Origin of the sequence: Variovorax sp., from assembly GCF_965279555.1 — a bacterium.
Classification (GTDB): domain Bacteria; phylum Pseudomonadota; class Gammaproteobacteria; order Burkholderiales; family Burkholderiaceae_C; genus Variovorax.
This window is the reverse complement of record NZ_OZ257247.1, coordinates 2,798,299-2,819,238: the sequence shown is the minus strand read 5'-3', so window position 1 is coordinate 2,819,238 and position 20,940 is coordinate 2,798,299. Positions and strand designations below refer to the sequence as shown.

General features: G+C 66.5%; 21 protein-coding genes and 1 pseudogene. 14 read left to right on the top strand and 8 right to left on the bottom strand.

Annotated elements, in window-relative coordinates; translation table 11 throughout:
* Nucleotides 1-54: 54 nt before the first annotated feature.
* Nucleotides 55-438 carry a hypothetical protein gene (locus tag ACQY8B_RS13475; RefSeq protein ID WP_428745025.1) on the top strand — a complete coding sequence of 128 codons (384 nt, stop codon included), beginning with the start codon at nucleotides 55-57 and terminating at the stop codon, nucleotides 436-438.
* Between the two features lie 17 nt (nucleotides 439-455).
* Nucleotides 456-1,352 (top strand): alpha/beta fold hydrolase, encoded by an 897-nt coding sequence (locus tag ACQY8B_RS13470; RefSeq protein ID WP_422087153.1) that lies wholly within the window; start codon nucleotides 456-458, stop codon nucleotides 1,350-1,352.
* 13 nt (nucleotides 1,353-1,365) lie between these two features.
* On the opposite strand, the gene ACQY8B_RS13465 is transcribed toward ACQY8B_RS13470, so the two are convergent.
* The 3 genes from ACQY8B_RS13465 to ACQY8B_RS13455 form a co-directional block, all read right to left on the bottom strand.
* On the bottom strand, nucleotides 1,366-2,178 hold the full coding sequence (locus ACQY8B_RS13465) for a substrate-binding domain-containing protein (RefSeq protein WP_422089049.1): 813 nt from the start codon (nucleotides 2,176-2,178) through the stop codon (nucleotides 1,366-1,368).
* 93 nt (nucleotides 2,179-2,271) lie between these two features.
* Nucleotides 2,272-2,469, bottom strand: a complete 198-nt coding sequence (locus ACQY8B_RS13460; protein ID WP_422087152.1) for a hypothetical protein — start codon at nucleotides 2,467-2,469, stop codon at nucleotides 2,272-2,274.
* A 23-nt stretch (nucleotides 2,470-2,492) separates the two neighbouring features.
* Nucleotides 2,493-3,389, bottom strand: a complete 897-nt coding sequence (locus ACQY8B_RS13455) for an SPFH domain-containing protein (protein WP_422087151.1) — start codon at nucleotides 3,387-3,389, stop codon at nucleotides 2,493-2,495.
* A 172-nt stretch (nucleotides 3,390-3,561) separates the two neighbouring features.
* On the opposite strand from ACQY8B_RS13455, the gene ACQY8B_RS13450 reads away from it, so the two are divergent.
* Entirely contained in the window at nucleotides 3,562-4,050 is a 489-nt protein-coding gene (locus ACQY8B_RS13450; protein ID WP_428745024.1) for a Spy/CpxP family protein refolding chaperone, read from the top strand.
* 21 nt (nucleotides 4,051-4,071) lie between these two features.
* Here the strand turns inward: ACQY8B_RS13450 and ACQY8B_RS13445 are convergent, their stop codons facing one another.
* The 3 genes from ACQY8B_RS13445 to ACQY8B_RS13435 form a co-directional block, all read right to left on the bottom strand.
* Nucleotides 4,072-4,842 carry a TIGR04325 family methyltransferase gene (locus ACQY8B_RS13445; protein WP_422087149.1) on the bottom strand — a complete coding sequence of 257 codons (771 nt, stop codon included), beginning with the start codon at nucleotides 4,840-4,842 and terminating at the stop codon, nucleotides 4,072-4,074.
* A 122-nt stretch (nucleotides 4,843-4,964) separates the two neighbouring features.
* A complete protein-coding gene (locus ACQY8B_RS13440) occupies nucleotides 4,965-5,867 on the bottom strand; it encodes a response regulator (RefSeq protein WP_422087148.1) in 903 nt (300 codons plus the stop codon).
* Nucleotides 5,845-9,240 (bottom strand): ATP-binding protein, encoded by a 3,396-nt coding sequence (locus ACQY8B_RS13435; protein ID WP_422087147.1) that lies wholly within the window; start codon nucleotides 9,238-9,240, stop codon nucleotides 5,845-5,847. The genes ACQY8B_RS13440 and ACQY8B_RS13435 overlap by 23 nt, the downstream gene beginning before the upstream one ends.
* A 244-nt stretch (nucleotides 9,241-9,484) precedes the next feature.
* Here ACQY8B_RS13435 and urtA point away from each other — a divergent pair, with 244 nt between their 5' ends.
* From urtA to ACQY8B_RS13390, 9 genes are all read left to right on the top strand, one after another.
* Nucleotides 9,485-10,750: an urea ABC transporter substrate-binding protein gene (urtA, locus tag ACQY8B_RS13430; RefSeq protein ID WP_422087146.1), complete on the top strand. Its 1,266-nt coding sequence runs from the start codon at nucleotides 9,485-9,487 to the stop codon at nucleotides 10,748-10,750.
* Nucleotides 10,751-10,895: 145 nt separating this feature from the next.
* Nucleotides 10,896-11,810 carry an urea ABC transporter permease subunit UrtB gene (gene urtB, locus ACQY8B_RS13425; RefSeq protein WP_422087145.1) on the top strand — a complete coding sequence of 305 codons (915 nt, stop codon included), beginning with the start codon at nucleotides 10,896-10,898 and terminating at the stop codon, nucleotides 11,808-11,810.
* Between the two features lie 32 nt (nucleotides 11,811-11,842).
* The gene (gene urtC, locus ACQY8B_RS13420; RefSeq protein WP_422087144.1) at nucleotides 11,843-13,033 is read left to right on the top strand and encodes an urea ABC transporter permease subunit UrtC; all 1,191 of its coding nucleotides are present in this window, start codon (nucleotides 11,843-11,845) and stop codon (nucleotides 13,031-13,033) included.
* A gap of 17 nt (nucleotides 13,034-13,050) precedes the next feature.
* Nucleotides 13,051-13,794 carry an urea ABC transporter ATP-binding protein UrtD gene (gene urtD, locus ACQY8B_RS13415; RefSeq protein WP_093073602.1) on the top strand — a complete coding sequence of 248 codons (744 nt, stop codon included), beginning with the start codon at nucleotides 13,051-13,053 and terminating at the stop codon, nucleotides 13,792-13,794.
* Nucleotides 13,795-13,916: 122 nt separating this feature from the next.
* A complete protein-coding gene (gene urtE / locus ACQY8B_RS13410) occupies nucleotides 13,917-14,606 on the top strand; it encodes an urea ABC transporter ATP-binding subunit UrtE (RefSeq protein WP_422089048.1) in 690 nt (229 codons plus the stop codon).
* A gap of 38 nt (nucleotides 14,607-14,644) precedes the next feature.
* Nucleotides 14,645-15,877 carry a formamidase gene (gene fmdA / locus ACQY8B_RS13405; protein ID WP_422087143.1) on the top strand — a complete coding sequence of 411 codons (1,233 nt, stop codon included), beginning with the start codon at nucleotides 14,645-14,647 and terminating at the stop codon, nucleotides 15,875-15,877.
* A gap of 14 nt (nucleotides 15,878-15,891) precedes the next feature.
* Entirely contained in the window at nucleotides 15,892-16,233 is a 342-nt protein-coding gene (locus ACQY8B_RS13400; protein ID WP_422087142.1) for a zinc ribbon domain-containing protein, read from the top strand.
* Between the two features lie 160 nt (nucleotides 16,234-16,393).
* Nucleotides 16,394-16,744 carry an alpha/beta hydrolase gene (locus ACQY8B_RS13395; RefSeq protein ID WP_081270124.1) on the top strand — a complete coding sequence of 117 codons (351 nt, stop codon included), beginning with the start codon at nucleotides 16,394-16,396 and terminating at the stop codon, nucleotides 16,742-16,744.
* Between the two features lie 304 nt (nucleotides 16,745-17,048).
* Nucleotides 17,049-17,903 carry a patatin-like phospholipase family protein gene (locus tag ACQY8B_RS13390; RefSeq protein WP_422087141.1) on the top strand — a complete coding sequence of 285 codons (855 nt, stop codon included), beginning with the start codon at nucleotides 17,049-17,051 and terminating at the stop codon, nucleotides 17,901-17,903.
* A 64-nt stretch (nucleotides 17,904-17,967) separates the two neighbouring features.
* Here the strand turns inward: ACQY8B_RS13390 and ACQY8B_RS13385 are convergent.
* Nucleotides 17,968-18,279: pseudogene (locus ACQY8B_RS13385) on the bottom strand (RraA family protein); the annotation flags it as partial.
* A 153-nt stretch (nucleotides 18,280-18,432) separates the two neighbouring features.
* Here ACQY8B_RS13385 and ACQY8B_RS13380 point away from each other — a divergent pair.
* A complete protein-coding gene (locus ACQY8B_RS13380) occupies nucleotides 18,433-19,731 on the top strand; it encodes an aspartate carbamoyltransferase (protein WP_422087140.1) in 1,299 nt (432 codons plus the stop codon).
* A gap of 19 nt (nucleotides 19,732-19,750) precedes the next feature.
* Here ACQY8B_RS13380 and ACQY8B_RS13375 read toward each other — a convergent pair whose 3' ends face one another.
* Nucleotides 19,751-20,101, bottom strand: a complete 351-nt coding sequence (locus ACQY8B_RS13375; RefSeq protein WP_422087139.1) for a VOC family protein — start codon at nucleotides 20,099-20,101, stop codon at nucleotides 19,751-19,753.
* A gap of 475 nt (nucleotides 20,102-20,576) precedes the next feature.
* Here ACQY8B_RS13375 and ACQY8B_RS13370 point away from each other — a divergent pair, with 475 nt between their 5' ends.
* A complete protein-coding gene (locus ACQY8B_RS13370; protein ID WP_422087138.1) occupies nucleotides 20,577-20,930 on the top strand; it encodes a hypothetical protein in 354 nt (117 codons plus the stop codon).
* The last annotated feature ends 10 nt before the right edge of the window (nucleotides 20,931-20,940 follow it).

Genomic DNA, 20,940 nt, shown 5'->3' with positions numbered 1-20,940 from the left:
CCACACGGTGCAGGATTTTCAGCAGACCTTCATCCACGCGGATCAGGATGGCGGGTGTCGTTCAAACCGTCCGAAAAAAGAAAAAACACCATGCATTCCCGGTTCGCCATCGCCGCCGCGATGCTCCTGCTGCCCCTGGCGGCGCTGGAGGCACGCGCTCACCGCCCCGATCCCTTCCCGGAAGACTTCAGGCCGCTGCGGCCCGTTTACCGCGTGGAGCGGCTGGAGCGCATCGACCTGCACCGCGACGGCCCGGGCACCCGATGGGGCGCAGGCGCCGGGTCGGGATGGCCCACCGGCTGGGGCGTGGATTCGCGAGGCGGCCGCCGCTACAGCCATGAGCGCTACGACGAGCCGCGGCGCGACCGGCGGGATTCCGACGGCGACGGCGTGCCCGACCGCCGGGATCGCCGGCCCCACGACCCGTCACGCCACTGAGCCACCGGGACACCGAGATGAGCCCCTGCCAAGCAAGCCTGCCGGGCGCCCACTTCCGCTCGCCGGAAGCCCGGTCCTCTTTGCTGGATTCGTATGCCCGCGTGCTCGCGCGCTGGCCGCTGCCCCATGAAAGCCGCTACGTCGAGACGCGCTACGGCCGCGCGCACGTGCTGGCCTCGGGGCCCGCCTATGCGCCGCCGGTGGTGCTGCTGCACGGCGGGGGCGGCAACGCCACCACCTGGGTGCACAACATCGCGCGGCTCGCGGGTTCGCTGCAGGTGTATGCGGTAGACATCATCGGCGACGCCGGCCGCACCGAAGGGCGCCGGCCCGCGTCGGAAGACGCGTACTGCAACTGGCTCGAAGACGTGCTGATCGGCATCGGCCGGCCGAAGGTGGGACTGTGCGGTGCCTCCTTCGGTGCGTGGCTCGCGGCGGCGTACACGCGCCAGACCCCGCGACGCGTCACCAGGCTTGCGCTGCTGGCGCCGCCCAACCTCGAGTCGCCGCGCATCGGCACCATGTTGCGCGCGGGGCTTGCGGCGGCGTTTCCCAGCGAGCGGCAGGTGCGCGCCTTCCATGGGCTGGTGTCGTCGCCGACGGCGCCCGAGCCGCCGCCCTGGGCCATGGACGACCTGCTCGTGCGCTGGCGCTGCCAGCGCAGCCATCCCCGGGCGCCAGGCCGCATGAGCGACGCCGACCTGCGCGCGCTGCCCAAGAGCACGCTGCTGATGCTCGGCGAGGACGAGGTGCTGTACGACCCGGTGCGCGCCTGCGCCCGCGTGAAGGCCCAGGCACCGCATGTGCGCGTCGAGCTGCTGCCCTATGCGGGCCACACCATCGCGTTCGACCAGGCGGAGAAGGTCGGCGACACGCTGGTCGAATTCTTCCGGCGCGACGGCTGGACGCTGTAGCGCGTGTGTGCGCTCAGCGCGCGGTCAGCGGCTCCAGGCCGGTCTTCGCGATGGTCGGCGCGGCGGCCGGCGAGTTGAGGTAGCGGATCAGCTGTTTCGCCGCCTCGGGCTGCTTCGACGCGGTTGCGATGCCGGCCGAGAACACCGTCACGCGTTGCACCTCTGCAGGCAGCGGGCCGATGTAGTCGATGCCTTCTATCGGCAGCAGCTCGCTCACCTGCTGCAGCCCCAGCGCCGCGTCGCCGCGCGCCACCACCGAGCCGACGCGCTCGCTCAGGATGCGCCTGCTCTTGGGCTTCACCTCGGCCTCGATGCCCAGCTTCTTGAGCAGTTCGGTCTCGTAGTAGGTGCCGCTTGCGCTGGCCGAATAGGCGATCGACGGCGCGGCGATCAGGGTGCGCTTCAGCGCATCGACCGTGCTGATGTCTGGCCTGGGCGCGCCTTTGCGCACAGCGAAGCCGATGGAAGAGCGCACCAGGTCGACCTGGCTGCCCGGCACCACCTTGCCCTGCGCGACCAGCGCGTCGAGCGCAGGGCGCGCGAGGATCACCACGTCGGCCGGCTCGTTGCGCGCGAGGCGGCTGGGGATCGAGTCGTCGGCGTTGCCCATCGACGCGCCGTAGGCCGTCTTGACGCTGCGGCCGCTGCTGCGCTCGAAGGCCGGGCGCAGGTCGTTGTAGGCGGCGGTGAAGCCGCCCGAGGTCATGACGTGGATGTCCGCGGTGGGCGCGGCCGGTTGCGTGCCGCAGCCGGCGAGAGCGAGGGCCGCGAGCAGCGGAAGGGCGGCGCGGCGGGTGAAGGAAGAGAAAGAGGGCTTCGTCACGATGTCTCCGGTAGGAACGGGCGGCGAACGGTGCCGCCCGCAGCCGTCATCGTAAAAGCCGTGGCTGTCATTCCGCCCACGGCGGATTCGGGGTTATCACCGAGGCGGCGCGGGCTTGTCGTCGGCCTTCGCGTCCGCGGCCGGCAGCCTGCCGCGCCTGGCCAGCCCTTCGCGCAGCAGGAACTCGACTTGCGCGTTCGCGCTTCGCAGCTCTTGCGCCGCCAGGCGCTCGATCTCGGCCCACAGGGCGGGATCGATGCGCAGGGGATAGGATTTTTTTCCGGGACTGGCCATCAGGGGAAAGAGGCGGGGCGGGGTCAGGTGTAAAGCGTACCCGTGTTGACGACGGGCTGGGTCTCGCGGTCGGAGCACAGCACCACCAGCAGGTTCGACACCATCGACGCCTTGCGCTCGTCGTCGAGCACCACCAGGTTGCGCTCGGAAAGGCCGCGCAATGCCGCCTCGACCATGCCGACCGCGCCGGCCACGATCTGCTGCCGCGCGCTCACGATGGCCACCGCCTGCTGGCGGCGCAGCATCACCTGCGCGATCTCGGGTGCATAGGCCAGGTGGGTGAGCTTGGCGTCGAGCACTTCGACGCCGGCGCTCGCAAAGCGCTGGTTGAGTTCGGCCTTGAGCGCGTCGGCCACCGTGTCGAGCCCGGCGCGCAGCGTGGTCTCGTCGATCGACAGGTCGTCGCCGCTGTCGTAGGCATAGAGGGTGGCAAGGTGGCGGATAGCGGCCTCGGCCTGGATGGCGACGAACTTGTTGTAGTCGTCTATTTCGAACACGGCCTGCGCGGTGTCGTGCACCCTCCACACCACCGCCGCGCCGATCTCCACCGGGTTGCCGCGCTTGTCATTCACCTTCAGCGGCGGCGTGTTGAGGTTGCGCGCGCGCAGCGAGATCTTCTTGCCTGTCTGCAGCGGATTGGTCCAGCGCAGGCCTTCGGTGCGGTCGGTGCCCTGGTACTCGCCGAAGAGCGTGAGGATGATGCCCTCGTTGGGCTGCAGCATGTAGAGACCCGGCACCAGCACGATGCCCGCCACGACCAGCAGCACGCTCGCTGGTGGCGGCATCAGGCGCTGCACGATGGCGACCGCGCCGAGTGCTATCAGCAGCACCGCCACCGCGACGATGCCGTAGCCGTTGATGGAACGGTAGGAGCGCTCCTTGCGAATGGAGCGAGGGGTTGCGGGGGGCATCTCGTTCATGGGTTCCTCCTGTGAAAGTGATATCACTTTAATATCTTTTTTGATGCCGCTCAAGATTTTTCTGACGGCCATCTGCCTTTACCCCCGGTTTACCGGCGGGCAATCCGCTGGACGGCCGCGGCTCCTGAAATGCACCCTGGCCCTTCTCGGGCCTGCATCAAAGGATTTCAGGATGACGATGAAACGACCCCTGCAGCGGTTCGCGCTCGCCGCGGTATTGATCGCCGTGAGCGGCCACGGCTTCGCACAGTTCGGCGGCGGTGGTGGCATGGGTGGCGGCGGCCGGCGCGGCGCGCGCAGCGACAGTTCGTCGAGCCAGCGCACGGGCGACGGCCTGTCCACGCCGGCCACCGCGGCCGCCAAGGTGCGTGACAAGCTCTACGACCTGCGGCTGCAGCTGATGATCACGCCGGAACAGTCCCCGGCGTGGGACCGCTTCTCGGATGCCGTGTGGGACATGGCCGGTCGCGGCAGCATGGCCAGCGCGGCCTCGGCGGACGACCAGACCGCGGTGCAGTTCGCGCAACAGCGCGCTGCGCTGGCAGCAGACCGGGCCCACCGCGCGCAAGCGGTGAGCGATGCGCTCTCCAGGCTCTACGAAACGCTGTCGCCCGAGCAGCGCCACATCGCGGACCAGAACCTGCCCGCAGTCATTCCCTGACGGGCTCGCGGCCTCGCTGCTTCAGGTGCCCAGGTCGAAACAGCAGCCGGCGTAGTAGGGCTTGTCGCCTCCGTCCACGAAGGGCACCTCGATCGGCTTGCCCTCGTTGCGCCAGGCGTCGCGCTTCTTGTAGCCCGAGCGCATGAGCTCGGCCATCAGCTCGTCGTAGTGCTCGATGCGATAGGGGCACACCGCCACGCCGATGCTGTTGAGCGTGTAGATCGTTCGCTCAGGATGCACCGCCGTCGTGTTCAGGATGATGCGCTTGGGCTTCACCGCCAGCGACGCAAGAATGGCATCGATGCGCTGCGGCAGGTATTGCAGGCTGCCCGAGGCATACAGCAGGTCGCAGCCGCTGGCGTCGCGAGGGTCGGTGGTGAATTCGAGCTGCGCGATGGCTTCGCGCTGCACCGCCAGCGCGCGCCCGCTCTCGACCACGCCGGGTACGTCGCATACGGTCCAGTGCAGGTTGTCGGGGTAGCTCAGCACGCGCCGGAACGCGTAGTACTTGATGCCGATGTGCCCGCCCAGGTCGAACACCCGCGTGAGGCCCGAGTCGATCGAACGCCCGAGCCAGAAAAGCGCCGGGTAGTCGTAGAAGTAGATCTGCGGGCTGTAGAGCTTGGCGGCCTCCGCGTTGTCGTAGCCCACCGCCTTGCTGGGCGGCGCGCCGGCCTCGGCCGCGGCGAAGCTCGCGAACGAACCCATGAAGAGGTTCTCGTCCTGGTTGTTCAGGAACTTGCGCCTGTAGGCGCTTTCGCGCGGCGGGAACTGCAGAAGGCTTGACAGCATTTGTTTGCTCCGGTGGCGTCTGATTCTGAGCGCGGCAGACGCCTCCAAGGGACAAAGCCCTGTGCCGTTGGGGCGGTTACCCCACGGGGGTTACCTACCGTTCGCACCCCGGGTGGCAGCCGTCACACCAGTTGCCCGCTCGCCAGCGCCGCGGCCGCAGCCCGCGTTTCCACCCCCAGCTTCTCGAAGATGTGCTCCAGGTGCTTGTTCACCGTGCGCGGGCTGGTGCCCAGTATTTCGCCGATGTCGCGGTTGGTCTTGCCCTTGGCGAGCCATGACAGCACCTCGGTCTCGCGCGGCGTGAGCGCCGCTTCCGCGAGCCGCGTGGCGGGACCTTCGCGCTGCATCGCGAACAGCAGCATGGTCTCGCCGAGTGCTGCGGCGCCCAGGTTGCGCACCGACAGGCGCATGCCCGTGGCGGTGCCCACCGCAACGGCCGCGCCCGGCGCCAGTGCCGCTTCGAGCGATGCGGGCAGCAGTCCGGGCGCCACCGGGTCTTCCAGCGCATGCAGCCACAGCGCGGCCTGCGGCGATCGCCATGCGATGCGCCCGCGCGTGTCGACGAACACCACGCCCATGCCGGCCACGTCGACCGCGTCGCGCGCCATGCGCGTGATGCGGGCGTTGCGCGCGTGCGTGTGCAGCCGCGCCAATACCTCCTGCGCACGGATCGGCTTCACCACGTAGTCGACGCCGCCGCACTCGAAGCCCTCGACCACGTGCGAGGTTTCCGACAGCCCCGTCATGAACAGCACCGGTATGTGCGCCCATGCCGGGTTGGCCTTGATGCGCCTGCAGGTCTCGAAGCCCGAGAGGCCGGGCATCAGGCCGTCGAGCAATATCGCGTCGGGCACCACCAGCTCCAGCCGCTGCAGCGCGGCTTCGCCGTCGGCCGCCACCAGCACGGTGTAGCCGCTGGCCTCGAGCGTGTCGCACAGCATGCCCAGGCTGCTGGGCGCGTCGTCGACCACCAGCACCACGGGGCGTTCGGCCGAAGGCGATTCAAGGGGCGAGGGTGTCTGCATCTTCTGCCAGTGCGTTGCGGAGGTTGTCGAGTTCGAAGCGCGCGACCATGCCGCGCAGCCAGGTGCAGGTGGCCGCGGCCGAGGGCGATGCGGCGGCCAGCCGGTCGAGCGCGGTGTGCAGGCCGCGCACATGGCCCATCTGCACCAGCCGCATGAGTTCGGCGCGGTCGTCTTCCGACAGGTCGAGCCGGCGCGGGCGCGGGGCAGCGTGGTCGTCATCGGCTGCTGGTGGCTGCGCATCGCCGGGCGACAGCCATTCGAGCCCGAGGTGGCGTTCCAGCGTCGCGATCAGCTCCGACTCGATCACCGGCTTGCCCACGAAAGCTTGGCAGCCCGCCGCGCGCAGCCGCTCGGCCTGGTTCTCGAACATGTTGGCCGAGACGATGATGATCGGGATGTCGCGGAAGCCCGAGGCGCGCACCGACGTGGCGGTCTGCCAGCCGTCCATGTCGTCCATCGTCAGGTCCAGAAGGATGGCAGAGGGCAGTTCCTCGCGCAGGCTGTCCAGGCACTCGGTGCCGCTCGCGGCCTCGCGCACCTCGAAGCCCAGCGGCACGAGCATGCCGGCGAGCATCTGGCGCTGCACCGGCTGGTCGTCGACCACCAGCAGCGTGCGGCGCGCGCCGAGGTAGCCCGATACCGGCTGGCGCGGCGCGCCGGCCCTGGCCTGCGGGCCGGGGTCGGCCACCTCGCGCAGGTACACGCGCACGCTGAAGGTGCTGCCTTGCGACGAGGTCGAGGCCAGCTTGAGTTCTCCGCCCATCAGCGAAGTCAGCAGCCCGGTGATGGTGAGGCCCAGCCCCGTGCCGGGCTCGCCCCTGCGCCGGCCAGCCGCTCCGCGCTCGAAGGGCAGGAAGATGCGCTGGTGGTCCTGCGGCGCCACGCCGATGCCGGTGTCGACCACGTCGAAGCGCAGCACCTCGCGCCGCGCATCCACGTGCAGCGTCACCGTGCCGCTGTCGGTGAAGCGCACCGCATTCGTCAGCAGGTTGATGAGGATCTGCCGCAGCCACTTGGCGTCGGCATGCACCCAGGGCGGCAGGCGGCCGGCGTGCGTGTAGACGAAGGCCAGGCCCTTGTTCTCGGCCTGCGGCCGCACCATGTGCACCAGCTGGTCGAGAAAGGCCGGCAGCGCCAGCGGGGCGGGCTCCAACTGCAGCCGGCCGGCCTCGATGCGCGCGAGGTCGAGCAGCCCGTCGATCAGGCCCAGCATGTGCTCGCCGCTGCGGTGGATGGTCTGTACCGCATCGCGCGGCGGCGTCACCGCGTCGCCCTTGAGCAGGATCTGCGAGTAGCCAAGGATGCTGTTGAGCGGGGTGCGCAGTTCGTGCGTCATGCCGGCCACGTAGCGTGTCTTGGCCTGGTTGGCTGCCTCGGCGGCTTCCTTGGCGGTCTGCAGCGCGGCGTCGGTGCGGCGGTGCGCCTCGATCTCGAGTGCGAGCAGGTTGTTGTGGCGGTTCGATTCCTCCTGCGCCATCTGCCGGCTTTCGCTGCCCAGCACCACCCACCATGCCGCCACCGCGGCCACCACCGACAGCAGCGCGAACACCTTCAGCAAGGCCGTGGCCATGGTCGAGTCGCTGGTGCCCGCGATGGCCTCTTGCGCATAGACGACGCCCACCACCGTGGCCAGCAGCGCGATGAGCGATGTGGCCACCAGCAGGTAGTGGGCCACGCGAAAGTTCAGCCGCGCCGACAGGGCCGGCGGCAGCAGCGCCTGCAGCCATCCGCTCATCTGCTCGGCCGCGCGCGAGTCTGTCTTGCAGCGGTCGTGGCAGCGCGATTCGAGCGTGCAGCACAGCGAGCAGATCGGTGCGCTGTAGGCCGGGCAGTGCGCCATGTCTTCCGACTCGAAGCTGTTGTCGCACACCGAGCATTTCACGCTCTGGCCGGGCGCCCAGCGCTCGATGTCGTTGCGCGCAAGGTAATAGCGCCCGCGCGTGCGCCACGCCAGCAGCGGCGACAGCGCCATGGCCGTAGCCAGCGCGATGAAGGGCGAGAAGGCCTTGGCCCAATGCCCCAGCGCGCCCGAGTAGGCCAGCATGGCCAGCGCCGCCGCCACCAGCATCGCGACGAGACCCACGGGGTTGATGTCGTAGAGGTGCGCGCGCTTGAACTCGATGGCCTTCGGGCTCCACCCCAGCGGCTTGTTGATGACCAGGTCCGCCACCAGCGCGCCGACCCAGGCGATGGCGATGTTGCTGTAGAAGCCCAGCACATGCTCCAGCGCGGCGAACACGCCCAGCGCCATCAGCAGTATCGCGATGACCACGTTGAACACCAGCCACACCACGCGCCCCGGGTGGCTGTGCGTGAGCCGGGCGAAGAAGTTCGACCACGCCAGCGAGCCCGCATAGGCGTTGGTGAGGTTGATCTTCATCTGCGAGATCACCACGAACAGCACCGTCACGCCCAGTACCCAGGCCGGGTCGCGCAGCACGTAAGAGAAGCCGGTGAGATACATCTGCGTGGGCTCGATTGCGTGGATGCCCGGTATCTCGTGCTGCAGAGCCAGGAAGGCGAGGAAGGCGCCGCCCATCATCTTCAGCATGCCCGGCACGATCCACCCCGGTCCGGCGACCAGCACAGCCGTCCACCAGCGCACGCGGTTGGCGGCGGTCTTCTCGGGCAGGAAGCGCAGGTAGTCGACCTGTTCGCCGATCTGCACGACCAGCGAGAAGGCCACCGTGGCGGCGGCGCCGAACATCAGCGGATCGAAGCCGCTGCTGTCCGAGGTGCGGCCCACCAGCCCGGTGAAGTCGGCGTACAGCTCGGGCTTCTTCACCAGCACCGCGACGAAGGGGCAGACGAACAGCACGATCCAGATCGGCTGCGTCCACAGCTGCAGCCCCGATATGAGCGTGATGCCGCGTGCCACCAGCGGAATGATGACGATCGAAGACACCATGTACAGCAGCCACAGCGGCCAGTCCAGGTACATCTGCAGCGCCAGCGCGAGGATGGCCGCCTCCAGCGCGAAGAAGATGAAGGTGAAGCTCGCGTAGATCAGCGAGGTGAGGGTGGAGCCCAGGTAGCCGAAGCCCGCGCCGCGCGTGAGCAGGTCCATGTCCACGCCGTGCCGGGCCGCGTAGTACGAGATCGGCAGGCCGGTCAGGAAGGTGATGAGCCCCACCACCAGGATGGCCCACAGCGCGTTCGAGAAGCCGTAGCTCAGCGCGATGGCCCCGCCGATGGCCTCCAGCGCCAGGAACGAGGTAGCGCCGAAGGCCGCGTTGGCCACGCGGAACTCCGACCACTTGCGAAAGCTTCGCGGCGTGTAGCGCAGGGCGTAGTCCTCCAGCGTCTCGTTCGCGACCCAGGCGTTGTAGTCGCGGCGGATGCGAAAGATCTTCTGTCCGGAGACGGATTGCATGGCGGGTTCTCGCGGCGGCGGTTGCATGGGGCGGGTACAGCAAGAAGCGCTCCCTGTGCCCTTTTTCCGCCGATCTCCGGCTCGCGAGTCTGCGGGCAGGGCCGGTTCCCGCCGCTACGTTGAATGACGTATTCGCGCATACGCCACTGATTTCTAAAGTTCCAGCCATGGTGCTCGGGGCACCGTCCGATGCACTGTGATGGTGCGCGGCCTTCCTTTCCAACAACCTGCCTGGAGTTTCCTGATGTCGCGTGATTCCGATTCTTCCCTCGATGCCCTGGCATTGCGCCGCCGCCGTCTGCTGCAGGGTGCCGCAGCGCTGCCCGTGATGGGCCTGAGTGGCCTGAGCTTCGGCCAGGGGCAGTTCCCCACGGCCAAGGTCAACACCACCAAGCTCGCCGTGACCGACACCGAAGTGACGGTGGGCCAGCTGCATTCGTCCACCGGCACCATGGCCATCTCGGAAACCGGCTCGATCCAGGCCGAGCAGCTGGCCATCGACCAGATCAACGCCATGGGCGGCGTGCTGGGCCGCAAGATCAAGGTCATCAAGGAAGACGGCGCCTCCGACTGGCCCACCTTCGCCGAGAAGTCGAAGAAGCTGCTGGTCAACGACCACTGCGCGGCCGTGTTCGGCTGCTGGACCAGCGCCTCGCGCAAGGCCGTGCTGCCGGTGTTCGAAAAAGAGAACGGCCTGCTGTACTACCCGACCTTCTACGAAGGCCTGGAGCAGAGTAAGAACGTGATCTACACGGGCCAGGAAGCCACGCAGCAGATCATCTGGGGCCTGGATTGGGGCGCGAAGGAGAAGAAGGCCAAGACCTTCTTCCTGGTGGGCTCCGACTACATCTGGCCGCGCACCTCGATGAAGATCGCGCGCAAGCACATCGAGAACTTCCAGAAGGGTTCGGTCAAGGGCGAGGAGTACTACCCGCTGGGCCACACCAACTTCAATTCGCTGATCAACAAGATCAAGGTCGCCAAGCCCGACTGCATCTTCGCTGCCGTGGTGGGCGGCTCGAACGTGGCCTTCTACAAGCAGCTCAAGGCCGCCGGCATCACCGGCGACAAGCAGTTCCTGTTGACGCTGGCCGTGACCGAGGACGAGATGACCGGTGTGGGCGGCGAGAACTTCGCGGGCTTCTACTCGTCGATGAAGTACTTCCAGACGCTGGACAACGCGAACAACAAGAAGTTCGTGGAGGCCTTCAAGGCCAAGTACGGCAAGGACGCCGTCATCGGCGACGTGACGCAGGCGGGCTACCTCGGCCCGTGGCTGTGGAAGGCCGCGGTGGAGAAGGCAGGCAGCTTCGACGTGGACAAGGTCGTGGCCAGTTCGCCGGGCATCGAGCTGAAGACGGCGCCCGAGGGCTACGTGAAGCTGGATGCGAACCACCACCTGTGGAGCAAGGCGCGCATCGGGCAGGGGCAGCCGGATGGGACGTTCAAGGTGGTGGCGGAGTCGGCTGAGCTGATCAAGCCGGACCCGTTCCCGAAGGGCTATCAGTAAACCCTGATGTCTTTCTCCCTCCCCCTCTGGGGGAGGGCAGGGGCGGGGGCAAGCGGCGTTACTACTGGGCACGCTCAGCCTGCCCCCATCCCAACCTTCCCCCAGAGGGGGAAGGAGCAATACCCCAACTTCGGAATACCTCGCCATGACTCTGTCGGACATGATGAACATCGGCCTCATGCAGGGCTTCGCGGGGCTGAGCCTCTTCGCGGTGCTGCTGCTCATGGGGCTTGGCCTGGCGATCATCTTCGGCCAGATGGGCGTGATCAACATGGCGCATGGCGAGTTCATGACCATCGGCGCCTATTCGATCTACCTGGCCGCGCGCGTCACGGAAAGCCTGGCACCCGAGTTCATGCCGTACTACTTCCCGATCGCCATCGCGCTGGCCTTCGTGTTTGCCTTCATCACCGGCTGGATCGTGGAGTGGGTGCTGATCCGCCACCTCTACAAGCGGCCGCTGGACACGCTGCTGGCCACCTGGGGCGTGAGCCTGGGGCTGCAGCAGATCTTTCGCACCTTCATCGGCCCCAAGGAAGTGAGCCCCACGCTGCCCGAATGGCTCATGGGCTCGTGGACGCCGCATGAAGGCCTCGACATTCCCATCAACGGCCTGTTCGTGCTGGCGCTCACCGCGCTGGTGACGGGCGGCGTGCTCGTCGCGCTGCACAAGAGCCGCTGGGGCCTGCGGGTGCGCGCCACCGTGGCCAACCGCACGATGGCCAATGCCACCGGCATCGACACGAAGAAGACCGACCGCCTGACCTTCGCCATCGGCTGCGGCATTGCCGGCGTGGCGGGCGCGGCCTTCACCACCATCGGCTCGACCGGGCCGACCTCGGGCTCGCTCTACATCGTCGACGCCTTCCTGGTCGTCACCTTCGGCGGTGCTGCGAGCCTCTTCGGCACCGTGGTCTCGGCCTTCGGCATTGCGCAGACGCAGTCGATCTCCGAATTCTTCATGACCGGCTCGATGGCCAAGGTGCTGACGCTGTCGCTGATCGTGCTGATCCTGATGATGCGGCCCCAGGGACTCTTCGCCGTCAAGGTCCGCCGCTGATGAACCCGATTCCCTTGCAGGAGAACGTTCCGATGAATTTCATCAAGGCCTCGATCCAGCGCTACCAGCTCGGCAGCCTGCTGCTGCTGGTGCTGCTGCTCGCGGTGGTGCTGCCGCTGTCGCTCGACATCTTCCGCCTCAACCTCGTGGGCAAATACCTCACCTACGCCTTCGTGGCAGTGGGCCTCGTCATGGTGTGGGGCTACGGCGGCGTGCTGAGCCTGGGGCAGGGCGTGTTCTTCGGCATCGGCGGGTATGCGATGGCGATGTTCCTCAAGCTCGAAGCCTCCGACCCCGTCTCCACCAAGATCCAGACCACGCCCGGCATTCCGGACTTCATGGACTGGAACCAGATCACCGAGCTGCCCGCGCTGTGGCTGCCCTTCAAGAGCCTGCCGCTGAGCCTTGCGCTGGTGGTGCTCGCGCCGATGGCGCTGGCGTGGCTGGTGAGCTTCGCGATGTTCAAGCGGCGCGTGGGCGGCGTGTACTTCGCGATCATCACGCAGGCGGTGGCGCTGATCTGCACCGTGCTCATCATCGGCCAGCAGGGCTACACCGGCGGCGTGAACGGCATGACCGACCTGAAGACCATGCTGGGCTGGGACACGCGCACCGACGGCGCCAAATACGTCCTGTATTACGTCTGCGTCGGCCTGCTGGTGTTGAGCATCCTGCTTTGCCGCTGGGTGCAGACCAGCAAGCTGGGCACGCTGCTGCTGGCCATGCGCGACAAGGAAGACCGCGTGCGCTTTTCCGGCTACGACGTGTCGAACTTCAAGGTCTTCATCTTCTGCCTGGCGGCCGGGCTCTCGGGCATCGGCGGCGCTATGTTCGCGCTGCAGGTGGGCTTCATGTCGCCGAGCTTCGTGGGCATCGTGCCGTCGATCGAGATGGTGATCTTCTGCGCCGTCGGCGGACGCATGAGCCTGGTGGGCGCGGTGTACGGCGCGCTGCTGGTGAACGCGGGCAAGACGCTGTTCTCCGAGAGCTTCCCCGACCTGTGGCTGTTCCTGATGGCGGGCCTCTTCATCGGCGTGACCATGGCCTTCCCGATGGGGCTGGCCGGCGTGTGGGAAGAAAAGATCCGCCCGTGGTGGAAGTCGCGCCGGCAGGCGCTGCGCGAGGCCGCCGTCAAGCCGCCGGCATCAACTGCGCCGGTACCGCCCGCAGCACAACCACCCGAACCCACGCTGCCAGAAGGCGTCGGCAGCCAGCGCGCCTGAACCGGAGCCACACATTCATGAGCAACACAGACTTCGCGCTGGCGGTGGAAGACCTCACCGTGTCCTTCGACGGCTTCAAGGCCATCGACGATCTCACGCTGTACATCGACCGAAATGAACTGCGCGTCATCATCGGCCCCAACGGCGCCGGCAAGACCACGCTGCTCGACCTGATCTGCGGCAAGACGCGCGCGAGCGCCGGCAGCATCAAGTTCAAGAACACCGAACTCACGAAGATGGCCGAGCACAAGCGGGTGCGTTTGGGCATAGGCCGCAAGTTCCAGACCCCGTCGATCTACGAGAACCTGAGCGTGTTCCAGAACCTGGAGGTGTCGTTCCCTAAGGGCCGCTCGGTGTTCGGCGCATTGGCCTTCAAGTGCGACGACGAGGTCAAGGCCAAGGTGCAGGCGATTGCGGAAGAGATTGGGCTGGCCGACCGCCTCGACACCGAAGCCGGCCTGCTGAGCCACGGCCAGAAGCAGTGGCTGGAAATCGGCATGCTGCTGATGCAGGAGCCCGAGTTGCTGATGCTCGACGAGCCCATCGCCGGCATGAGCGCGCGCGAACGCGAACTCACGGCCGACCTGCTCAAGCGCATATGCCAGAACCGCGCCGTGATCGTCATCGAGCACGACATGGCCTTCGTGAAGCAGATCGCGCACAAGGTCACCGTGATGCATCAGGGAAAGATTCTTGCCGAGGGGCCGATGGAGAAGGTGCAGGCCGATCCCAAGGTCATCGATGTTTATCTGGGGCACTAGATGAAGCGCTGTCTTTCAGGGCTCGCTCACGCCGACGGGGACATTCGCGGAGGGGAGTACCCGATGGCCTGTGCAAGCACCCCGAACGCAACCCAAAGGAATTCAAAAGAATGAGCAACCTCATGCTGAAGGTAGAAGACCTGCACGTAGCCTACGGCCAGAGCGAGGCCCTGCACGGCATCTCGTTCGAAGGCAAAACCAACGAGACGATAGCCATCATGGGCCGCAACGGCATGGGCAAGACCACGCTGTTCAAGAGCCTGATGGGCGTGCTGCCATTGAAGAGCGGGCGCATCGAAGTGGCGGGGCAAGACGTCTCGCGCGACGAGAGCTTCCGCCGCGTGGCAAAAGGCATCGCCTACGTACCGCAAGGCCGGATGATCTTCCCCACGCTGACAGTGGAAGAGAACATCCAGACCGGCCTGGAGAACTCCAAGACCCGCCGCATCCCCGAAGAAATCTACGCACTGTTCCCCGTGCTGTGGGACATGAAGAGCCGCAAGGGCGGCAACCTCTCGGGCGGCCAGCAACAGCAGCTCGCCATAGCGCGCGCCCTCGTCACCGACCCCAAGGTGCTGCTGCTCGACGAGCCCACCGAAGGTATCCAGCCTTCGATCATCAAGGACATCGCCAAGGCGCTCAACGAGATCCGCAAGCTGCGCGGCATCACCATCGTCGTGTCCGAGCAGGTGCTCAGCTTCGCGATGGACGTGGCCGACCGGCTCTTCGTCATCGAAGGCGGGCGCCTCGTGCACGAGACCGCGCGCGACAAGACCGACGTGGATCACATCAAAGCCTATCTCTCCGTTTGATTTCCGTTCAACCACAACCCAACCAGGAGCCACTGCAAATGACGGACACGCTGATCAAGGTCGATCTGACCAAGTCGCCCACCGAGAACGAGAACATCCACAACCGCTGGCACCCGGACATTCCGATGGCCTGCTGGGTCAACCCGGGCGACGACTTCATCCTCGAGACCTTCGACTGGACCGGCGGCTTCATCAAGAACAACGACAGCGCGGACGACGTGCGCGACATCGACCTGAGCACCGTGCACTACCTCTCGGGCCCGGTGGGCGTGAAGGGCGCCGAGCCTGGCGACCTGCTGGTGGTCGACCTGCTCGACATCGGCGCCAAGCAGGACAGCCTCTGGGGCTTCAACGGCTTCTTCTCGAAGAAGAACGGCGGCGGCTTCCTGACCGATCACTTTCCCGAGGCGCAGAAATCGATCTGGGACTTCAAGGGCATGTTCACCAGCTCGCGCCATGTGCCGGGCGTCAACTTCGCGGGGCTGATCCACCCCGGCCTGATCGGCTGCCTGCCCGACAAGCCCATGCTCGACATGTGGAACGAGCGCGAGAAGGCGCTCATCGCCACCGACCCGGACCGCGTGCCCGGCCTGGCCAACCCGCCGTTCGCCGGCACCGCCCACATGGGCAAGATGACCGGTGAAGCCCGCGCCAAGGCTGCGGCGGAAGGCGCACGCACCGTGCCGCCGCGCGAGCACGGCGGCAACTGCGACATCAAGGATCTGTCGCGCGGTTCCAAGGTGTTCTTCCCCGTGTACGTGGACGGCGCGGGCCTGAGCGTGGGCGACCTGCACTTCAGCCAGGGTGACGGCGAGATCACCTTCTGCGGCGCCATCGAGATGGCCGGCTGGGTGCACATGAAGGTCACGCTCATCAAGGGCGGCATGGCCAAGTACGGCATCAAGAACCCGATCTTCAAGCCCAGCCCCATCACGCCGCAGTACAACGACTACCTGATCTTCGAAGGCATCTCGGTCGACGAGAGCGGCAAGCAGCACTACCTGGACGTGAACGTGGCCTACCGGCAGGCCTGCCTGAACGCCATCGAGTATTTGAAAAAGTTCGGCTACTCGGGTGCGCAGGCCTATTCGATCCTGGGCACGGCGCCGGTGCAGGGCCACATCAGCGGCGTGGTCGACGTGCCCAACTCCTGCGCCACGCTGTGGCTGCCCACGGGCATCTTCGATTTCGACATCAACCCGAACGCATCGGGTCCGGTGAAGTTCATCGACGGCAGCATCGACATGCCGCTTTCGCACGACCCGCGTTGAAGGAAGGCCAGCCCATGCCCACCTACGACTACGCCTGCGGGCAATGCGGCGGCTTCGAGGCGCTGCGGCCCTCGGGCCTGCGCGATGAACCTGCCTGCTGCCCGGATTGCGGCACGGCTTCTCCGCGCGTGCTCTCGGCGGCGCCACGGCTCGCGCTGATGGCATCGGGCACGCGCCGGGCCATGGAGACCAACGAGCGGGCGCGGCACGAGCCGGGCAGCTCGCGGGACTATGCGCGCTTCAAGCACCCGGCGGGCTGTGGCTGCTGCAGTTCGGGCAAGCGGGGTGCGACGGTGACCGCGCCCAACGGCGCCAAGTCCGCGCCGTCGCGCCGGCCCTGGATGATCAGCCACTGAGGCGGTTTCGCAGGGGCAACCCCTATTGACCGGGTTCTTTTCAAGGCTCGGATTGTTTCAATCCTGTGAACGCCGCGGTTCATTTTGCAAGCGTTTTTCGGGGTCATTCAGGATCAAACTTCTCCTCACCAACCAACCGTTTGCCCTGAAGGAGATTGAAATGAATGCCTCGAAGATCCTCGCCGCTGCTGCCCTCTCGCTCCTGGCTGCCGCCGGAGCCCATGCAGAAACCTACGACGGCGTGCACGTCGTGAACTCGTCTGTTTCCCGCGCCGAAGTGGCACCGCAAGCCGTTGCCGCCGCACGTGCAGGCAACGAGTACAGCGATGCCGCCAGCGCCGGCGCACAAGCCTTCACGTCGACCGCCAACCGCGCGACCGTGCAGGCCGAAGCCGTCGCCAAGGCGCACGACCCGCTGCAAAGCCTCGACCGCCGCGCGTTCTACCGCGACGAAGTGCCGCAAGCCTACAAGAAGCCCAGCGTGTCGTTCACGCGCCAGGCCGGCCTGTAAGCCTTTGCATGTGCATGAAAGAAGGGCTCTGAGGGCCCTTCGGACAGCCGACAACCCCGCGTTTTCCGGAACGTGGGGTTTTGTCTTTCAGGCGGCGCAGATCCAGGACTCGCGCAAAGTTCAACTATTCGTGACAACTCCAGTCGCGCCGCCCGCCCGCATCCGCTGCCGGGCATGATTGCGGAATTGGGCATACCTGATCGGCTTGCGCGCAGTGAGGCGTTGTCCAGATTGAAGCAGGCAGACCCGTCCTTTCACCGCAACCTGGAGATCGCATGCCTTCCTCATTGATGCGACAAAGCCCGTGACGACCCGTACGGCTTTCGTCTTTGCCGGCGGCGGCAGCCTGGGTGCGGTGGAAGTCGGAATGCTGCGCGAGCTTGTTCGCGCCCAGGTGCGGCCGGACTTCGTCGTCGGCGCCTCTGCCGGGGCGATCAACGCGGCGTTCTTTGCCGGGGCTCCGCATGCAGAGGGCGTTGCGGCCCTGCAGGGGCTTTGGTGCAGCATCCGGCGCCGCGATGTGATGCCGTTCGCATTCATGTCGTTGTTCCGCATCCTGACGGGACGCCAGGAGCACCTGGTGAACAACAGCGCGTTGCGGCAGCTTCTTCAACGCTCGCTCGGCTACCAAGCGATCGAAGACTCCGTTCTTCCCCTGCACGTGGTTGCCAGCGAACGGGTGACCGGCGCCGAAGTCGTGCTGTCCCGCGGTCCGGTCGTGGAAGCCGTTCTGGCGAGCAGTGCCATCCCCGGCGTGTTTCCGCCCGTCGTGGTCGACGGTCGTGAACTGGTGGATGGCGGTGTGTGCAGCAACACGCCTGTCGCAGCGGCGGTGCAATTGGGTGCGACCGATATCGTCGTGCTACCTGCCGGCTTTGCCTGCGCGCTCCAGACTCCGCCTCGGGGGTGGATCAGTCAATCGCTCCACGCACTCAGCCTGGTGGTGGCGCGGCAGCTGGTGCACGACATGGCGCATTTTTCGTCGCAAGTGCGCATCTGCGTCGTGCCCGCGCTCTGCCCGCTCGAGGTTTCGTCGTATGACTATGGGCACTGTGCCGCGTTGATCGAACGCGCCGCCACGACAACAAGAACCTGGCTGGATGGTGGTGGCCTGCATGCTGCGGCCAATCCGGGGCCGCTGGTATTTCATACCCACTGAGGCCGACGCTGTCGGGTGGGTGCAGACCGGTGAAAGATGATTCACCAGCCGGGCCGATCCATTCCTACAGCTTCTCGTTTTCCTTGAGCACGCCTGCATTGCGCAGCGCGGAGTCCAGCCACTTGGCTGCGGTGTCTCCTCTCTTGATGGCTTCGATGCGCGCGGCTTCGTCCTCGACCTTGCGCTTTGCCGCCGGCAGCAGCGCCTCTACCTTCTCCCGCTCGATGACGACCAGGCCGTCGGCGTCGCCGACCACGAGGTCTCCGGGCCGGACCGCCACGCCGCCGACCGACACGGGGTGCCCGATGCGCCCTGAGGCCAGTTTCGTCGGGCCGTTGGGATTGGTGCCGACCGAGAAGACCGGAAAGTCCATCTCCATGCCGCCGCCGCGTCCTCAGCGCGGTTCGGGCGCGACCCTGCGGCAGTGCACGCTGCGCCAGGCCGCGAAGAAACCCGCCAGGAAGATTCAGCGATAAGTTTTTGCTTCAGCGCTTTAAAAATATACGCATTGAGTATATATTCGCGGCCCATGAACAACATGCCGCAACAGGTGCTCCTCCGCGACGCGATGCGTCAACTCAACATGACGCGCGACGCCTTTGCCGAACGCATCGGCAGCCGGAGGAGGGCGCTGGACGCCTGGCTCCTGCCTGACGAATCCAATGAATTCAGGGCCATGCCCGAGGTCGCGCGGCGCTTCGTCAGCGAAATCCTGGCTTCGAACGGTCGGCGCGAAGAATATACGCAAAGCGCACATGAAGGTGCCTTGCGCAAGGCAATGGCCACAGGCGGGGCGCATCACCTGCTGTCGGTCAACCAGCTCAACCGCGACGCCATCGACGAACTGTTCCAGCTTGCCGACGTCATGCAGCCCATCGCGCGCCGGCGCAAGGTCAGCCGCGTGCTCGAAGGTGCCGTGCTGGCCAACCTGTTTTTCGAAGCCAGCACGCGCACCCGCGTGAGCTTCGGCGCCGCTTTCTGCCGGCTCGGCGGCTCGGTGTGCGACACCACCGGCTTCACCTTCTCGTCGATGGCCAAGGGCGAGTCGATCTACGACACCAGCCGGGTGATCGGCGGCTATGTCGACGCGATGGTGGTGCGCCACCCCGAGCAGGGCTCGGTCGCCGAGTTCGCGCGCGCCACCAACGTGCCGGTCATCAACGGCGGCGACGGCCCGGGCGAGCACCCGAGCCAGGCGCTGCTAGACCTGTACACCATCCAGCGCGAGTTCTCGCGGCTGGGCAAGCTGGTCGACGGCGCGCACATCGCGATGGTCGGCGACCTGAAATACGGCCGCACCGTGCATTCGCTCATCAAGCTGCTCGCGCTGTACAAGGGCCTGAAGTTCACGCTGATCTCGCCGCCCTCGCTCGCGATGCCGGCCGCCATCGTGGAGGCCGTGAGCCGCAACGGCCACGTGGTGGAAACCGCCGCCACGCCGGCGCAGGCACTTGCCGGCGCCGACATCATCTACGCCACGCGCATCCAGAAAGAACGCTTCGCGAACGACGAGGTGCTGGAAGGCTTCGACAACGCGTTCGAGATCAATCGCGCGCTGATCGAATCGGCCTGCAAGCAGGACGTGGTGGTGATGCACCCTCTGCCGCGGGACGGCCGGCCGGGTTCGCACGACCTGAGCACCGACCTGAACAACGACCCGCGCCTGGCCATCTTCCGCCAGACCGACAACGGCATCCCGGTGCGCATGGCGATCTTCGCCACGCTGCTGGGCGTGGACAAGCTGGTGAGCCGTTCCATGCGCGACGCCGCGTGGACGCCGCCGTCCCACATCGGGCCGGACGACAGCGTGTTCCACGGGCTCGACTGAGTCCGCTCTGCGCAGTGGCTCAGGCGTGCGCGAGGATGTTGACCAGCTTGCCGAAGGGATCGCGCACGTAGAAGCGGCGCACGCCCCATGGTTCGTCGACCGGTCCGTACTCGATGGCGAAGCCCGCGGCCTCCATGCGCTCGAAGGCCGTGTCGACGTCGTCCACCTCTATCGACAGGTCGGGCACCGGCGTGTCAGATCCTCCTTCCGACGCGAAGCTCAGCTGCACCGCCATTTCCGCTTGCGAGCCGTAGGTCTGGATCCATCCGTGGTCCATGAGCAGGTCGAGGCCGAGCACGTCCTTGTAGAAAACGGCGGCGCGCGCAGGAGCGGGTGTTGCGATGTTGGCGACGATGCGCTTGACTTTCATGGGGTGGGCTTTCTGATGGTGAAGGTCTGGGCGAGTCCGTTGCGCTCGGTGTGCAGCAGGTCGCCTTCGACGCGGATGTTCGTCCATCGATTCGCGTGTCAGTCGGAGCCGACGATCTCGATTCATGCCTTGCTTGCGTCCATGTCCGGACTGGTCTCGCAGTCGGTCGCCAGTTCGGCGATGCGCTCCGGCAGTACGCAGAGATGGGGACTGTCGACAAGTTCGCTGTAGAGCCTCTCGATATCTTTTGCGTCCTGGGGCGGGGCTCGGCGAATCGAAGTGGCAGAGGCTGTGGGATCCGTTGCTTTCACGAGGCGGCTTTCCGAGTAGGGGAACGACCAAATATAGAGCCAGGCGCGAAGCGGCCGCTCATGCCCATCTAAGCGAACTCTCACCGCAGCTTAAGCAGCCACTCACAGGCCGATAAGTGCAGCGTCCTAGAGTGAAAGCATCACTACCACTCAAGGAGACAGACATGAGAGTTCGTACCGTCACCCTGTGCATCGCCGCTGTGCCCGCGCTGGTGTTGGCCTCGCTCGCGCATGCGAGCGGGCGCGCCGATCCCGACTATCCGCAGATGTCGCAGTCGACGCAGTCGCGCGATGCAGTGTCCGCAGATGCCGTGCGTGCCAACAACGGCATGCACGCCACCGAGGTGCTGGAGTCGCAGCCCGCGCCGGCCGTGAGCGGCCTCGACCGCGCACAGGTGCAGGCCGACGCGATCCGCGCCAACACCGGCATCCATCCGACGGAGGTCATGGAATCGCAGGTGGCACCGCCGGTGGCATCTGCGAACCTGCCGAACACATCGAGCGCATCCGGCGAATGAGGCTTGGCGC

Bases quoted from the DNA above. Each gene is read 5' to 3' on its own strand.
- fmdA (WP_422087143.1), top strand. From the start codon at position 14,645: ATGACGGACACGCTGATCAAGGTCGATCTGACCAAGTCGCCCACCGAG.
- ACQY8B_RS13440 (WP_422087148.1), bottom strand. From the start codon at position 5,867: ATGCAGACACCCTCGCCCCTTGAATCGCCTTCGGCCGAACGCCCCGTG.
- urtC (WP_422087144.1), top strand. From the start codon at position 11,843: ATGAATTTCATCAAGGCCTCGATCCAGCGCTACCAGCTCGGCAGCCTG.
- ACQY8B_RS13435 (WP_422087147.1), bottom strand. From the start codon at position 9,240: ATGCAATCCGTCTCCGGACAGAAGATCTTTCGCATCCGCCGCGACTAC.
- ACQY8B_RS13470 (WP_422087153.1), top strand. From the start codon at position 456: ATGAGCCCCTGCCAAGCAAGCCTGCCGGGCGCCCACTTCCGCTCGCCG.
- ACQY8B_RS13395 (WP_081270124.1), top strand. From the start codon at position 16,394: ATGAATGCCTCGAAGATCCTCGCCGCTGCTGCCCTCTCGCTCCTGGCT.
- urtE (WP_422089048.1), top strand. From the start codon at position 13,917: ATGCTGAAGGTAGAAGACCTGCACGTAGCCTACGGCCAGAGCGAGGCC.
- urtB (WP_422087145.1), top strand. From the start codon at position 10,896: ATGACTCTGTCGGACATGATGAACATCGGCCTCATGCAGGGCTTCGCG.
- ACQY8B_RS13445 (WP_422087149.1), bottom strand. From the start codon at position 4,842: ATGCTGTCAAGCCTTCTGCAGTTCCCGCCGCGCGAAAGCGCCTACAGG.
- ACQY8B_RS13380 (WP_422087140.1), top strand. From the start codon at position 18,433: ATGAACAACATGCCGCAACAGGTGCTCCTCCGCGACGCGATGCGTCAA.
- ACQY8B_RS13455 (WP_422087151.1), bottom strand. From the start codon at position 3,389: ATGAACGAGATGCCCCCCGCAACCCCTCGCTCCATTCGCAAGGAGCGC.
- ACQY8B_RS13460 (WP_422087152.1), bottom strand. From the start codon at position 2,469: ATGGCCAGTCCCGGAAAAAAATCCTATCCCCTGCGCATCGATCCCGCC.
- urtD (WP_093073602.1), top strand. From the start codon at position 13,051: ATGAGCAACACAGACTTCGCGCTGGCGGTGGAAGACCTCACCGTGTCC.
- ACQY8B_RS13400 (WP_422087142.1), top strand. From the start codon at position 15,892: ATGCCCACCTACGACTACGCCTGCGGGCAATGCGGCGGCTTCGAGGCG.
- ACQY8B_RS13450 (WP_428745024.1), top strand. From the start codon at position 3,562: ATGACGATGAAACGACCCCTGCAGCGGTTCGCGCTCGCCGCGGTATTG.
- ACQY8B_RS13375 (WP_422087139.1), bottom strand. From the start codon at position 20,101: ATGAAAGTCAAGCGCATCGTCGCCAACATCGCAACACCCGCTCCTGCG.
- ACQY8B_RS13370 (WP_422087138.1), top strand. From the start codon at position 20,577: ATGAGAGTTCGTACCGTCACCCTGTGCATCGCCGCTGTGCCCGCGCTG.
- urtA (WP_422087146.1), top strand. From the start codon at position 9,485: ATGTCGCGTGATTCCGATTCTTCCCTCGATGCCCTGGCATTGCGCCGC.